The organism is Carnobacterium sp. TMP28 (assembly GCF_047553015.1).
In the GTDB taxonomy this organism is placed as follows: Bacteria; Bacillota; Bacilli; order Lactobacillales; family Carnobacteriaceae; genus Carnobacterium_A.
This window is the reverse complement of the sequence record NZ_CP180212.1, coordinates 1,616,990-1,632,337: the sequence shown is the minus strand read 5'-3', so window position 1 is coordinate 1,632,337 and position 15,348 is coordinate 1,616,990. Positions and strand designations below refer to the sequence as shown.

Genomic DNA, 15,348 nt, shown 5'->3' with positions numbered 1-15,348 from the left:
AAAAATGAGTAGAAGTTTTTTTGTTTTTTCATAAATCAGCGGATAGTTTTTGTATCTATGTTAAAAGATTCAATTATTTTTGAATTAGCTTCCTCAATAGGAATACTTTTTACAAAGTCGCCGGTAACCCAAAGCCTAGAATCTCCACCATCATCACAAGTTATAAGCGTTAGCTTTACTTCATGTTCACTATCTTCTAGCACGCTCATTTTAGTAGGAAGAATAGTTTCTTTCTGACTTAGTCGATATTCATAAACTGTTTTTGCATCTGTTAAGTAAATAGCGCTACCTATCTTCGCCTCATAAAGAGGACTAAAAAGAAGAGCATCATTTCTCAAATGATGACCAGCTAAGCAATAGTTTTTTTCACCCATAACTTGATCTTGTTTCATTGTACCAGCTGTCAAAGCGAGGGTTGAAGTAGAAGTGCCTAGTCCAATAGGAAGGTTCATACTGGCACTAGGAATACTCATTCTACCAACGATATGAATATCATCAGTATGATTAAGAGCATAAATAATATCCTCCAAATCAAGCAGGCTGACTTCTTCAAAATCATAACGCGCATTTTTTTGTTGGTTTAACTTGATTTTATCTCTGGATAAAGAGTCTTTAGATGCACTATCGATGGTGTAAGAAAGAAGAGTATCTTTAATTGGATTATAAAATAACAATAATACCCCAGTAATAAATAAAGCAACACTTAGACCGATTTTGCTTTTTTTCATGCTCACAACCTTCCTTTCGTACTATTAAAAAAAACTCGTTTGACTAGTCGTACTTAAAACAATAAAAGAAACTCTGGTACCAATTACATTACACGATAATCATTTATAATTCAATTTAACAGAGGAATAAAAAAAGCAATTCATTGTAAAAAAATTTAAAAAAATGTAAGACTTATTTTTCTATTGCAAATTTACTCATGTAATTGTATAGTAATCAGTATAAGAAATAGGTTGTTTTTTTAAGGATGATTTATTAATAGGGTAATAAAAAATAATGCGGTCGTGGCGGAATGGCAGACGCGCCAGCTTGAGGGGCTGGTCGGGGTATCCCCGGTGGAAGTTCGAGTCTTCTCGGCCGCATAAAATAAAAGGGTAAAGAAGTAGAGCTCGACTGATGATACAATTAGTGAGGTCTATTTTTATTGGCAAATACGCTGAAAACTAAAAAGATTAGAGAACTATAAAATGAAAAGAGTTAGTGTTAAAAAATGTAAGCGAATACCTAGAATAGAGTAATAGGATGAAAAGAGGCGATGATAAAATGTATTCTATTCTTTTAGTTGATGATGAACAATACATCAGGCAGTCTATTATTGAATTAGTAGAGTGGGAAAAGAAAGGCTTTTTTATATTGGGAGAAGCAGGAAATGGTGAAGAGGCACTAGAAGTAATGGAAAAAAACGTACCAGACATTCTTATCACCGATATAAGGATGCCGGTAATGGACGGGATTGAACTGTCTAGACAAATAAGAGAAAAGCACCCATCTGTTAAGATCGTTTTTTTAAGTGGGCACGATGATTTTGATTATGCAATAAGTGGAATAAAATTAAATATTATTGAATATTTATTAAAACCAATTTCAATCAATGATTTAGAACAAATGCTTGAAAAAGTTCATGAAGCATTGGACGAAGAAAAAAGAGAAGCAAATGATTTGGAAAGAATAGAAACAGATTACTTAGAAAACTTTCAAGGAATTAAAATGTCTTTTTTAGTTTCATTGATTACGGATAATTACAAAGATGTTCCTGAAGAAGAAATAAAGAAATTAGTTGAAACTTATCGATTAAATCTAAAAGGGGATCGACAAGTCATATTAAATGTTAATATTGATAAACCAAGTTTTAGAAAAAGTCAGTTAGACAATCATAACTTAGAGATGATGAAGTTCTCATTAGCCAATGTTATCCGTCGAATCATCAATAAATATTTAAATGGTGAAGTGTTTAATTTTACGTCTAATATTGTTGTGATGTTATCGGACACAAAAGAAACCATTGATTTATACAAAGATATTATTGTAAAAGAAATTAGTGAAAGTACCCAAAAACTGTTTCATTTTTCTGTTGGAATTGGTGTTAGTGAAGAATACAATTCACTTTCTGACGCAAAATTAGCTTTTCAATCGTCTATTACGGCTTTAAATTACGGCCTATTGATGAAGAAAAATAAAGAAGTGTATATTACAGATATAGAAATGACTGGTTCAGAGAAGATGGTTTTTGACGAGGCGAATGAAATGAAATTAATTTCGCTAATTAAAATTGGCTCAAAAAAAGAATTAGATGCATTTATTGATGAGTTGTTTCAAAGTTGTGACGGCGATAGTCAGACTCATTTTCAAATATTCTTAATGGAATTACATGTTTCCGTATTAAAAGCGTATAAATCGGTTATTCCGATATACGATACAGACATGCTTCAACGTGTTCAAATGATTTCTGATATTCATCATTACCAAGAAATTCAAGAAATTAGAGAATGGTTTAAAGAATTTTGTTTAACGGTTGTTGATAGTATTCAATTTCAACGTAAAAAGAAAACAGACTCATTAGCTAAAAAAAGTTATGATTATCTGTTGGAACACTACAAAGATCCAACCCTTTCTTTGAAATCGGTCAGCAAGCAAATGGCCATTAGTCCTAGTTATTTTAGTGCTCTTTTTAAAAAAGAAAATGGACTGTCTTTTACAAATGCGTTAATAAAAATTCGAATGGAAAAGGCTAAAGAGCACTTGTTAACAACCGATTGTAAAGTGCTTGAAGCAGCAGTAGATTCTGGTTATACCGATCAACATTATTTTTCTTATTGCTTTAAAAAATATTTTGGAGAATCGCCAAATAAAGTCCGTGAAACATTCAAAGAGAAAGAGTTGCTGATTTAATGTACTAGTCAGTAAAGACGTGAAGCCATATGTTTAACTATATTAAACAAGTAAGTAGCCGATGGAATAAAAAAATGAGAAGTTTACAGGTTATTTTAGCTCTAGCTTTAGGGATTTTATCAGTGATTACAATTTTATTGTTTTCAATTTTTTTATCTGTTATTTTTGAAGAAACCCTTATTAACCAAACTAAGATAACAACACGTCAGAGTGTTACACAATCTAGTATCACATTAACGAATGAAATTGCGAATATGAATGCAACAGCTTATGGTATCTTAGATGAACTAAAAAAAACAACTCTTCAAGATGACCAAATACCAGAATTATTAGGAACAAGCTTTCGTTTAAATCGCAATGTTGTTTCTATTAGTTTAGTAGACGAAAAAGGAAAAATTAGTTACCATGCTCCTTCGCAGTACACACCTAAAAAAATAGAAACAATTTATGATCAAAGGTGGTTTCAAAAAGAAAAAAGAAATGAACAAATTACATTTTCTTCTCCTCATGTCCAAAATTTATTTGAAAAAAACTATCAATGGGTATTATCTGTCACATCACCCGTAACGATTCAGGCTGAGCGGTATATTTTATTAATTGATTACAATTTTAATTCGTTGGGTAGCTATTTTAATAAAGTAACGATTGGGAAAAGAGGCTACTCTTTTATTGTAGATGAAAAAAACAGGTTAATTTATCATCCACAACAACGCATTATCCAAACAAACGCTAAAGAAGAGAAACTTGATTTTGTCAAAGATAAAGCAGATGGGGTCTATGTTACACAAGACCAAAATAATACGATTGCTATAGCCACGATTCCTTCTACAGGTTGGAAGGTCATTGGTGTTTCTTATTTAAAAGATTCTTTACAAGAAGCAGTGTCAGAAATAAGAAAAAATACTCTATGGATTTTTTTAACACTCGCTATTTTAATTACTTTAATGAGCATCAGTGTCTCTAGGTATATTGCAAGACCCATTACCAATATGGTAAAAGTGATGAGAGATGTGAATGACAATAAGTTTGATGTCTATACACATGAAAATAGATTTACGGAAATACAACAATTATCTGGGTCATACAATCACTTAATTGATCATGTAAAAGAATTGATGGTTCAAGTAAAGGAAGAACAAGAAGAATTAAGAAAGAGTGAAATGACGGTTTTACAAGCACAAATTAACCCTCATTTTTTATACAATACATTAGAATCTATTTTATGGATGTCTGAAAGAGGCAACAACCAGGGAGCTTCCCAAATGGTCGCAGCACTAGGTAAATTACTCCGTATTTCATTAAATAAAGGCGGCAACTATATTTCAATCAGCCAAGAACTAGCTCATGCCCAGAGTTATTTAACGATTCAACAAATTAGATACAAAGATCACTTTCACTATTCAATTGAAGCTGACGAATCTATCTTAACAAATACGACAATAAAAATTATTATTCAACCCTTTCTTGAAAATGCTTTGTACCATGGAATCGAACGGATGGTAGATGAAGGCAGTATTGCAATTCGAGTACTAGATAAAGAAGATCGAATTTTAATCCAAATAGAAGATGATGGTGTTGGGATATCTCCAGAGATTCTCCAAGTTATTGAAGAAGGAAAAGATAGTAAAAAAGGTGGAATTGGTATTCGAAATGTTCACCAAAGAATTCAAATGTATTTTGGAAAAGAATATGGTATCGAAATAGAAAGTGAGCTAGACAAAGGCACGACAATTAGTATCTGGCTGCCAAAATCTTAATGAACTAAGAAAGGTTGGTCATATGACTGATAAAAAGCGAAGAAATCAGTTGCTAGTCGGATTGTTCTGTTTAATTACATTATTAGTAGGGTGCGTCAAACAGTCAACGACTAATCAAACGATTATGTTGATTCTAGATTCTCAAGACTCTTATCATAGTCAGATGATTGAAGAAGGAGTCGCCACTGCAATTTCAGAATACGATGATGTTAGTATTTTGAAGAGAGTTCCAGATAAAAAAAATGATAGTGATCAACAAACTATTTATTTAAAAGAAGCAATCGATTTAAAAGTCGAAACGATTATCTTTTCTGCAGTAGATATAGAGAAAAATAAAAAAGAATTAGATCTAATTTACAAAAAAGGGATAAAGCTTATTATGATAGATAGTTTTTTAAGTGATCCTTATGAACATAAGTATATTGGAACAAATAATAAAGAAGCAGGAGAACTGGCAGGAAAGGCAGTTATTCAAAAATTAGGAAAAAAAGCTAAGATAGGTATATTAAATTTTGAAGACAGATCAACTAGTGGTCAAGAAAGAGAAAAAGAACAAGCTTTTTACGACTTTATTGACCAATTTTCGACTATCGAAATTATCGAAAAAAAATTATCTTGGTCAGACAGTGAGACGGTTCAACTCTTAACGGAAGAAATGTTGGATAAGTACCCTGAGATGGACGGAATTGTAGCTTTTAATGAACGAACAACTATTGGTGCTGGAAGAGCAATAAAAATAAAAAAATTACAAGATGAAGTCGCTGTTATTGGTTTTGATAGCCAAAAAGAGTGTATTGAGTTGCTAGAAGATGAAAGTATCGATGCACTAATTGTCCAAAATCCATTTGCTATTGGCTATCTTTCTATTCAGCAAGCTCTTAATCCAGCCGAGAATAAAAAAATAGCAGAACCAATGTTTACTGAAGTTGAATGGATTACTAAAAAGAATATGTACCAGTCAAATAAAGAAAAATTTTTATTTCCATTTTCACCTTATTCTCCTTAATAAGAACAATCAAAATAAACAATCTTAATCCTTTTTTAATTTCACTTGATAGTCTACTTCTGTTATTATGTTAAAGTAGCAAATTATATAGTAAATGAGGATGAATATGAATTATTTGATAGATATACTTAAAGGGATGGTCATTGGTATTTCAAATATTATACCAGGAGTAAGCGGAGGAACAATGGCGGTCTCACTTGGAATTTATGACCGCATGATTTTTTCAATTAGTCAGTTATTTAAGAATTGGAAAGCTAGTCTGAAGACGTTGCTGCCGATTTTGATTGGTGCTGCTTTTGGAATTGTTGCGTTCACTTATACGATTGAATTTTTATTAAGCCAATATACACTTCCAACAGCCTTAGCTTTTGTTGGATTAATATTGGGTGGTGTTCCCGTTTTATGGGTTTCTTTTAGAGCAGGGCTAAAAATGAAAAATGAAAAGTTAACAGTCAGTCATTTAGTCGTTTTTGTGATCATGTTTGCATTAGTAGCTATTTTACCAATGTTTCAAGGAGCAGAGTCTTCTTTTGAAGCAATCGCGCTAACACCATTTAGCTTGATAAAGTTATTTGGGATTGGAGTCATCGCTTCGGCAACAATGATTGTTCCGGGGATGAGTGGGTCATTGGTTTTAATGATTTTAGGGTATTATTATTCTATTATCAATACCATTACGAGTTTTATTGATGCTTTGCGAGCAGGAGATATGACGACTCTTTTACCTAATTTTATTGTTTTAAGTGTTTTTGGTATTGGCGTTTTAATTGGAATCTTTTTAATTAGTAAAGTGATTGAGTATTTGTTTAAACATTATAGTTCATTAACATATAGTGGTATTTTAGGACTTGTACTCGCTTCGCCTTTTGCTATTATGTACAATACTAATGCACTAAATGATTTAACAACTACAAATGGATTGCCGTTTGCCTTGATTGGCTTAGTTTTAATGGTTTTATGCTTTATGGGTATCTATCAATTAGGTAAAAAGAAGATTCACTGAAGAGTATGGTGTAAAACAGATGAAAAAGTAGAGAAATCTACTTTTTTTTTTGTGAAAAATGAACATCGTATCATTTTGAACACAAACAGTATTAAATCACATAGTCGTTTTACATGTAAAATGTTAACGTTTACATGTAGGGAAAATAAGTTAGTTGGAGGTTCGGAAAATGAGTAAATTCAAGAAATTTTTATTAGGTTCAGCTGCAGTATTAACAATGAGCACATTAGTTGCTTGTGGAAATTCAGATTCAGAAGCAGGATCAGATTCATCAGGATCTGGTGAGAAAATAGGGGTAGTATTTTATAAATACGATGACACTTATATTTCATCTGTTCGACAAGCATTAGAAGATACGTCAAAAGGCAACAAAGATGTTGAATTATTATTAAACGACTCTAAAGGCGATCAAGCAACACAAAATGATCAAATTGATGTCTTAATCCAAAAAGGTGTCAAAGTACTATTAGTAAACGTTGTTGATACTGGTGCAGCACAAACAGTTATTGATAAAGCAGCAGCAGCAGATATTCCAGTAGTTTTCTTTAACCGCGAACCAGATGCGGAAGTAATGACTGGCTACGATAAAGCTCGATTTGTTGGAACAAAACCAGAAGAAGCAGGTGTCATTCAAGGAGAAATGGTTTCTGAATTATGGAAGTCAGATAAAACGTTGGATAAAAATGGCGATGGTGTTTTGAGCTACGTTATGTTGATGGGTGACGCAGACAATCCCGAAGCTATTGCCCGTACTAAATTCTCAGTATCAACGATTAAAGATGCAGGCATTGAAGTAAATGAAATTGGACAACAAGTAGCAAACTGGGATGCAGATAAAGCGAATACAGCTGTCTCAGCTTGGTTATCTCGTGAAGGCGACAATATCGAAGTTGTTTTAGCAAACAATGATTCAATGGCATCTGGTGCAATCTCAGCATTGCAATCCGGTGGATACAATAACGGCGATGACAAATACATTCCTGTCTTTGGAGTAGACGCTACAGATGAAGCAGTAGACTTAATTTCTAAAAACTACATGTCAGGTACCGTTAAACAAGATGCAGTAGGAATGGCAGAAGCTATTTTCGCATTGGGTGTAAACGCTACTCAAGACAAAGATTATATTGACGGCACAGATTATGAATACGATGACACAGGAATTTCAATTCGCATTCCTTACCAAGCTTACTCAGGAGAGTAAATAGCTTTTTGAATCAGCAATAAGTAAAAAATAGAAGCGATAAGATAATAAGAATTGAGAGGGTAAGTAAATGCTTTACTGATCAATTCTTATTGTTTTTTAATTATGAGTTTAAATAGAGGCGGTGATTTATTTGGCAACACCTACTTATGTATTAGAAATGAAAAATATTGATAAATTATTTCCAGGAGTAAAAGCTTTAGATCAAGCACAATTAAGCCTAAGACCAGGCACGATTCATGCTTTAATGGGTGAAAATGGAGCGGGAAAGTCTACGTTAATGAAATGTCTATTTGGAATTTATACAGAAGATGCAGGAGATATTTTGATTGATGGTGTATCCACAAAGTTTAAAAATCCTAAAGATGCTTTAGAACACGGTGTTTCAATGGTTCACCAAGAGTTAAATCAAGTGATGCGTAGAAGTATCATGGAGAATATTTGGCTTGGACGTTTTCCAATGAAGGGTCTATTAGTAGATGAAAAACAAATGTATCAAGACACTGAAAATATATTTAAAGAGTTAGATATTGATCTAAATCCTAAAAAAGAAATTGGGACCTTATCTGTATCACAAAGACAAATGGTAGAGATTGCTAAGGCTGTTAGTTACGGTGCAAAAATTTTAGTATTAGATGAACCAACGTCTTCTCTTTCAGAAAAAGAAGTGAATCATTTGTTCAGAATCATTAATAAGCTAAAGGCAGAAGGCTGTGCTGTAGTCTACATATCGCACAAAATGGAAGAAATTTTACGAATATCTGACGAAGTTACTATTATGCGTGATGGACAATGGGTCAGTACAGCACCAGCAGCAGAGTTGACTATGGGAAAAATTATCAACTTAATGGTTGGACGAGAATTGAGTGATCGTTTCCCACCTAAAAACAATGTGCCTGGTGAAGTTGTATTAGAAGTGAAAAATCTAACAGCAACGTATCAACCTTCGATACAAGACGTCTCTTTTACTTTGAAAAAAGGTGAAGTACTAGGAATAGCTGGACTGGTAGGGTCAAGAAGAACAGAGCTGTTGGAAAACATTTTCGGAGTAGCTCGCCATGAATCAGGTGAAATTTTACTAAATGGAAAAGTGATTCAAAATAATCATTCCAGAGATGCTATCAATAATGGTTTTGCTTTTGTAACAGAAGAACGCCGTGCAACAGGGATATTTGGTGGATTAAGTATTACATTTAATGCAATCATTGCTAACTTAAACCATTACACAAAAAATGGAATAGTTAATGATAAATCGATGGAAAAAGATACCGCTGGCGTGATTAAGAGTATGAATGTTAAAACGCCAAGTTCTAAAACACATATCGGAAGTTTATCTGGTGGAAATCAGCAAAAAGTGATTATCGGAAGATGGTTATTAACCGATGCAGATGTTTATTTGCTAGATGAGCCAACACGCGGCATTGATGTAGGAGCAAAATACGAAATTTACCAACTAATCTTAGAACTAGCACACAAGGGCAAGTCTGTCATTGTTGTTTCTAGTGAAATGGCTGAGTTGATAGGAATAAGTGATCGTATGCTCGTTATGTCAAATGGCCGTGTAGCAGGGATAGACGAAACAAAAAATATGACACAAGAAGAGATTTTGAGATTGTCAGCGAAATTTATTTAATTCAGTTAAATAATCTAAAAGCTTAACTTTCAAGATCTTTTAAGAGAGGTGTAAAAATGGAGAACACACAAAAGAAAATGTCCTTGAATGATTTCCTCCTAAATTATTCTTTATACATCGTATTAGGTGCTTTAATACTGGTTGTAATTATTATGGAGCCATCATTCATTTCACTACAAAATATCACAAATATACTTGGACAAGCTTCCACTAGAATCATTATGGCCTTAGGTGCTGCTGGATTAATCATTTTAAAAGGAACAGACTTATCAGCTGGTCGAATATTAGGGCTTACGGCAGTCGTTGCTTCTTCTTTAGCGCAAAGTACGTCATATGCTTCAAGAATGTATCCGAATTTACCTGCACTTCCACTTATTTTGCCGTTACTAGCAGCTATCGCAGTTGGGATGATGTTTGGTGCAATTAATGGTTTTGGTGTAGCAAAATTAAAAGTTCACGCCTTTATTATTACTCTTGGCACACAATTGATTGCGTATGGCTTATCGCTAATTTATATCGATCGTCCACCTAATGGAGCACAACCAATTGGTTCGCTAGACGTTCGCTACACAGATTTAGTACGCAATACAGTCGATATTGGACCCGTTCAATTGCCGTACGTTATTTTTTATGCGGCTATTATTTCAGTCATTATGTGGTTTGTTTGGAATAAAACTAAATTAGGTAAAAATATGTATGCTATTGGTGGAAACACAGAAGCTGCTGAAGTATCTGGTGTAAATATTGTTAAAAATATTATGATTATCTTTATTATTTCAGGTTTACTTTATGGAATTGCTGGCTTCTTAGAAGCAGCCCGTATCGGTTCAACAACGAGTAACACTGGATTAAACTATGATTTAGATGCTATTTCAGCAAGTGTTATTGGTGGAGTTTCATTCTCTGGAGGAGTTGGAACTATCCCGGGTGTTATTATGGGAGCGGTTATTCTACAATTCATTAACTACGGTTTAACATTTGTTGGAGTTAGTCCTTATCTTCAGTACATCATCAAAGGTCTAATCATTATTTTAGCCGTTTCTATTGATGTTCGTAAATACATTGTTAAAAAGTAATGCTATTGGTTCAGATTGGAGAGTCTTGTTTTGGAAGAAATAGAAAGCGTTGATTTATCACAAACAGAAGAACAAGCAACTGCAAAAAAAGTTATAGGAAAAGATTCGCTTTATGAAAAAATTGACGTCAGCGTAGATTCCATTAACAAATTTATATTTGGAATTGTTGCCGCGTTGGTTATTGTATTAGGTATTGCATTGCTAAGTTAATCAGGTAAGAAGGCATTCACACGAATCAACTATCGTTTTTAGTGGATTTAGTGGGTGTCTTTTCATTTCAGTATTTACTTAAACAGAATAATTCACTTTTTTATTCTGTAAGAAATGGCCGATTCGTACAGGTTGTTATCTCTATATGGAAGCGATATAATGAAAACGTATAATAAATAATTAAAGAAGCGGAGTGAGTCAATGTATCAAGCAGCAGAAGATCGTTATGAAAAAATGATTTATAATCGTGTAGGCAATAGTGGATTAAAGTTACCAGCTCTATCACTAGGATTATGGCATAATTTTGGAGACGTTGATTTATTTGAAAATAGTCGTAAAATGGTTCACCGTGCTTTTGATTTAGGTATCACTCATTTTGATTTAGCCAATAATTATGGCCCTCCTGCAGGTAGTGCGGAAGAAAATTTTGGCCGTATTCTTAAACAAGATTTACTTCCTTATCGTGATGAATTGATTATCTCTAGTAAGGCAGGTTATTATATGTGGCCAGGACCTTATGGCGAATTTGGTTCTAAAAAGAATTTGACAGCTAGTATTGATCAAAGTTTAAATCGTATGGGACTAGACTACGTAGATATCTTTTATTCTCACCGTCCAGATCCAGATACTCCTTTTGAAGAGACAGCTCAAGCTTTAGATTTAATGGTTCGCCAAGGTAAAGCTTTGTACATTGGGATTTCTAATTATTCTGCTGAACAAACAACAGAAATCACAAAAATATTTAAAGACCTTAAGACACCGTTTATTATTCACCAACCCTCATACAGCATGTATAACCGATGGATAGAAGATGGCTTACAAGATGTTTTACAAGAAAATCAATTAGGCTCCATTGCGTTCAGTCCATTAGCTCAAGGCATGTTAACAGACCGTTCTTGATGGTATTCCAGAAGACTCTAGAGCAGGACGTTCGAGCAGTATCTTCTTAGATGAAGGAAAAGTCCATGCTAAAATTGATCAATCTAGAGCCTTGAACACTATTGCAAAACGCCGCGGGCAAACCTTAGCTGAGATGGCTGTTTCATGGATTCTAAGAGATGGGAAAGTAACAAGTGTCCTAATTGGAGCAAGCAAAGTGAGTCAAATTGAAGACAACGTGAAGGCGTTAGATAATCTTGATTTTACAGTAACAGAATTAGCTGAAATTGAAAAAATCTTACGGTCTTAATTAAAATGTAAGTAAGGGGCGAAGATTCATTCGTCCTCTTTCGCTGGAGGATAAGAAAATGAAGCTGAATCGTATCCATCATGTAGCTATCATTGCATCGGATTATGAAAAGTCTAAATATTTTTATACCAAAATACTTGGACTAAAAATCATTCGAGAAAATTATAGAAAAGAACGAGATTCGTATAAGTTAGATTTAAAAATTGGAGAGAGCGAAATAGAATTATTTTCTTTTCCAAATCCACCAGAACGCCCAACGACTCCAGAAGCTCGTGGACTAAGGCACCTCTGTTTTTCTGTAGATAATCTTAGTGAGGTAGTCACTGAATTACATCAAAGCGGTATCGAAACAGAGACGATTCGCGTAGATGAATTTACTGGCGGTTCATACACATTTTTAAAAGATCCAGATGGTTTGCCAATCGAGCTATATATGATGACTAACTAAAAAAGGAGTTTTTAAATGACAAAAACAATGTTGCACACGTGTGTAAGAGTGAAAGACTTAGAAAAATCAATGGATTTCTATACCAATGTACTTGGTTTTCACGAAGTTAGACGGGGTGATTATCCAGATTCAATGTTTACACTTGTTTATCTAGCCATTGAAAAAGGTGGCTATGAGTTAGAATTAACGTATAATTATAATCAGGCAGAGCCTTATGAATTAGGAAATGGCTATGGTCATATTGCTATCGGAGTAGATGATTTAAAAGCAACACATCAAGAATATAAAGCATCAGGCAACGAAGTAACGGATTTAAAAGGGCTAAGTGATGGAGCAGCAAACTACTTCTTTATTTTAGATCCAGATGGGTATAAAATTGAAGTTATTCAAAATAAGTAAGACTAGAACCAATAAAGATAAAAAAACGAGTAGGGGGGATAATTTTTCCCTCACTCGTTTTTTTAATTTATTTATTTTTAGTTCCGATTTCTTCCATCAAGTGCATTAGATTCCTACTGTGCCAAGGTGATACAGCATTCTCTTGAGGAATAAAATAATGTTCTATTGGTTTAGAGTCATCTTCATATTCAACAACTAGCTCATTATCAGCAGCTGGTTTTTCAAAATAAAGTTCCTTTATCTCACTTAAAGGTAGTTGGTTATAAATACCTTCTTTTAAAGAAGATGTTTTTTCATCTAAAGGAATTAAAACCAATTCATTCTTTGAAAAATTAATACAATAAGACTTTTGTTTATTCTTTTTAAAAACAGAAACAAGCCAATTTTCTTTAGATAGTATCTTTTCAGCTAAAATAGATTGCCCCTGTTTCGATTCTAAACCGTGTCGTTTTAGAAAATTTAAAACAGTTTCTTCTTCCATTTTTGTGAAGCCTCCTCTAATAATTTGACTACAAGGTTTAAACTAAACGTCTAATACTAGTATAAGGCAAAAAAGAGCTATTTGCTATTTTAACGTATAAAAGGACTGTAAAGAGCAAAAATGAAAAGGCTTAACTTCTTCTAGCCTTTTGATATAAAGTAGCCTATCCTTATAAATGAGGAGGGATATAATGGCTATTTTAGCGTTTGATATAGGTGGAACATCGATTAAGTATGGCATCTGGAAAGAGGAGAAGTTAAGCCACAAAGGAAGCTTGAAAACACCTGCTACATGGAGTGAAATGAAGCAAGCATGTAAAGAGATTAAAATACACTATGAAGAAAAATTTGAGCTAGAGGGTGTAGCGTTTAGTTCTCCTGGAGCAGTGAATCAGAAAAAACGTTCGATAGATGGAGCAAGTGCAGTACCTTACATTCACAGATTTCCTATTTACGATGAATTAGAAAAAGAGTTAAAGTGTCCAGTAACGTTTGAAAACGATGCAAATTGTGCTGCTCTAGCAGAGACTTGGAAAGGCGCTGCTAAAGGCATCAAAGATGTTTTATTTGTAGTCGTTGGAACAGGGATCGGTGGATCAGTGATTGTAGATGGTGAAATTAAGCAAGGCAAGCATTTATTTGGCGGAGAGTTTGGATTCATGCTGATGACGGATAATCAAACGTTTAGTGACTTAGGAACAGCCGTTAATATGGCAGCACGTTATGCATTAAGAAAAAATATAGAACCAATCAGTATTTCTGGAGAAGAAGTTTTTGAACTAGCTGAACAAGGCGATTTGATAGCAAAAGAAGAAGTTTCTACTTTTTATACTTATTTAGCTCGTGGACTATTTAACTTACAGTATAGTTACGATCCTGAACTTATTTTGATTGGTGGTGGGGTCTCTAATAAGCTTGATTTAATTGAAAAATTAGAAGAAGAGTTTGATAAAATTATGGAAGTAGTCACAATAGCACCTTTTAAACCTGTTATTAAGACGTGTACCTTCAAAAATGATGCAAATTTAATTGGCGCAGTTTATCATTATTTACAAAAAATAAAGTGAAGAAGGTAAAAAAATGAGGCTAAATAAAAAAGATACTATTCTTTTTATTGGAGATAGCATTACAGATGTAGGACGCAACCGTAAAGACTTGAAAGATTTAGGCAAAGGCTATCCTTTATTAATAGCCGCACACTTATTGGAATGTTATCCAGAACTTGAATTGACGTTTCTTAATCGAGGGATTAGTGGCGATAAAGTAACAGACTTAGCAAATCGTTGGAAAGAAGATTGTCTTGAATTACAACCAGATATTATCTCTATTCTTGTGGGTATAAATGATGCTTGGCATAATATAGATAAAGAAAAAGTAAGCATTCAAGAAAGTGTCGATAAATTTGAATTATTTTATCGATTAATGTTAGAAAAAGCTAAGCAGGAAACAAAAGCAAGAATCATTTTAATTTAACCGTTTGTAGTAAAAGATTCAAGTGAACAAGAATCTTTTGAACTTGAATTAAATCCTCGAATACAAGTTATCCGTAAATTAGCAAAAGAATATCAGGCAGATTACATTGAATTAGCTGAGAAGTTTAAAGATTTTGGAATGAAATGGGGAAATGGTTCTGTAACAGAAGATGGGGTTCATCCTACTTTAGCAGGTCATGCGTTACTAGCTAAATCGTGGTTAGAAAAAATTGAAAATGATAAAGGAAATAAAAAGAACGTAAAAAGAATTAAAAAGTGCTTGTATTTAAAATAATTATATAGTATAGTTACTTACATGCGATGAGTTGACTCTAACCAGATGACTTCGGTCATTTCGCTGCGGCGACAAGTGGTTAGAATTTAGATAAGGCACACCGTACTTTTAGTACAACTACAAGATGTAGGTGTTTGGACCCCTCTGTTTTGTGGAATTCATGGGACCTAGTTATGAAAATAACTATTATCGGAAAAAAGTACTGACTTTTGTCAGTGCTTTTTTTTTTGCCTTTTTTTACATACAATTTAAATCTACAAGAAAATAAACTCATTTTTTAAGAG

15 protein-coding genes, 1 tRNA gene and 1 pseudogene are annotated in these 15,348 nt (G+C 33.5%); 15 read left to right on the top strand and 2 right to left on the bottom strand.

Features of this window, described 5'->3' with window-relative positions; genetic code table 11:
* Positions 1-35: 35 nt before the first annotated feature.
* Positions 36-728, bottom strand: a complete 693-nt coding sequence (locus tag ACMHYH_RS07755) for a class A sortase (protein ID WP_414838834.1) — start codon at positions 726-728, stop codon at positions 36-38.
* A gap of 276 nt (positions 729-1,004) precedes the next feature.
* Between ACMHYH_RS07755 and ACMHYH_RS07750 the strand changes: the two genes are divergently transcribed.
* The 12 genes and pseudogenes from ACMHYH_RS07750 (at position 1,005) to ACMHYH_RS07695 (ending at position 12,817) form a co-directional block, all read left to right on the top strand.
* Positions 1,005-1,088, top strand: a tRNA-Leu gene (locus ACMHYH_RS07750).
* Positions 1,089-1,248: 160 nt separating this feature from the next.
* Positions 1,249-2,895, top strand: a complete 1,647-nt coding sequence (locus ACMHYH_RS07745; protein WP_414838833.1) for a response regulator — start codon at positions 1,249-1,251, stop codon at positions 2,893-2,895.
* Positions 2,896-2,924: 29 nt separating this feature from the next.
* Positions 2,925-4,652, top strand: coding sequence for a histidine kinase (locus ACMHYH_RS07740; protein ID WP_414838832.1), 1,728 nt, complete (start codon positions 2,925-2,927; stop codon positions 4,650-4,652).
* Positions 4,653-4,674: 22 nt separating this feature from the next.
* Positions 4,675-5,658, top strand: a complete 984-nt coding sequence (locus ACMHYH_RS07735) for a substrate-binding domain-containing protein (protein WP_414838831.1) — start codon at positions 4,675-4,677, stop codon at positions 5,656-5,658.
* Positions 5,659-5,764: 106 nt separating this feature from the next.
* Positions 5,765-6,661 carry a DUF368 domain-containing protein gene (locus tag ACMHYH_RS07730; protein ID WP_414838830.1) on the top strand — a complete coding sequence of 299 codons (897 nt, stop codon included), beginning with the start codon at positions 5,765-5,767 and terminating at the stop codon, positions 6,659-6,661.
* A 169-nt stretch (positions 6,662-6,830) separates the two neighbouring features.
* Positions 6,831-7,862, top strand: coding sequence for a galactose ABC transporter substrate-binding protein (locus ACMHYH_RS07725; protein ID WP_414838829.1), 1,032 nt, complete (start codon positions 6,831-6,833; stop codon positions 7,860-7,862).
* A 124-nt stretch (positions 7,863-7,986) separates the two neighbouring features.
* Positions 7,987-9,495, top strand: a complete 1,509-nt coding sequence (gene mglA / locus ACMHYH_RS07720) for a galactose/methyl galactoside ABC transporter ATP-binding protein MglA (protein ID WP_414838828.1) — start codon at positions 7,987-7,989, stop codon at positions 9,493-9,495.
* Between the two features lie 56 nt (positions 9,496-9,551).
* Positions 9,552-10,571, top strand: coding sequence for a galactose/methyl galactoside ABC transporter permease MglC (mglC, locus tag ACMHYH_RS07715; RefSeq protein WP_414838827.1), 1,020 nt, complete (start codon positions 9,552-9,554; stop codon positions 10,569-10,571).
* A gap of 30 nt (positions 10,572-10,601) precedes the next feature.
* A complete protein-coding gene (locus ACMHYH_RS07710; RefSeq protein WP_414838826.1) occupies positions 10,602-10,781 on the top strand; it encodes a hypothetical protein in 180 nt (59 codons plus the stop codon).
* A gap of 201 nt (positions 10,782-10,982) precedes the next feature.
* Positions 10,983-11,970: pseudogene (gene mgrA / locus ACMHYH_RS07705) on the top strand (L-glyceraldehyde 3-phosphate reductase).
* A gap of 58 nt (positions 11,971-12,028) precedes the next feature.
* Positions 12,029-12,418: a VOC family protein gene (locus ACMHYH_RS07700; protein ID WP_414838825.1), complete on the top strand. Its 390-nt coding sequence runs from the start codon at positions 12,029-12,031 to the stop codon at positions 12,416-12,418.
* A gap of 15 nt (positions 12,419-12,433) precedes the next feature.
* A complete protein-coding gene (locus ACMHYH_RS07695; RefSeq protein ID WP_414838824.1) occupies positions 12,434-12,817 on the top strand; it encodes a VOC family protein in 384 nt (127 codons plus the stop codon).
* 67 nt (positions 12,818-12,884) lie between these two features.
* On the opposite strand, the gene ACMHYH_RS07690 is transcribed toward ACMHYH_RS07695, so the two are convergent.
* Positions 12,885-13,298 (bottom strand): hypothetical protein, encoded by a 414-nt coding sequence (locus ACMHYH_RS07690; RefSeq protein WP_414838823.1) that lies wholly within the window; start codon positions 13,296-13,298, stop codon positions 12,885-12,887.
* 190 nt (positions 13,299-13,488) lie between these two features.
* On the opposite strand from ACMHYH_RS07690, the gene ACMHYH_RS07685 reads away from it, so the two are divergent.
* The 3 genes from ACMHYH_RS07685 (at position 13,489) to ACMHYH_RS07675 (ending at position 15,064) form a co-directional block, all read left to right on the top strand.
* The gene (locus ACMHYH_RS07685; protein ID WP_414838822.1) at positions 13,489-14,364 is read left to right on the top strand and encodes an ROK family protein; all 876 of its coding nucleotides are present in this window, start codon (positions 13,489-13,491) and stop codon (positions 14,362-14,364) included.
* Between the two features lie 13 nt (positions 14,365-14,377).
* Positions 14,378-14,770: a GDSL-type esterase/lipase family protein gene (locus tag ACMHYH_RS07680; RefSeq protein ID WP_414838821.1), complete on the top strand. Its 393-nt coding sequence runs from the start codon at positions 14,378-14,380 to the stop codon at positions 14,768-14,770.
* Positions 14,771-14,908: 138 nt separating this feature from the next.
* On the top strand, positions 14,909-15,064 hold the full coding sequence (locus ACMHYH_RS07675) for a hypothetical protein (protein WP_414838820.1): 156 nt from the start codon (positions 14,909-14,911) through the stop codon (positions 15,062-15,064).
* Positions 15,065-15,348 lie beyond the last annotated feature (284 nt).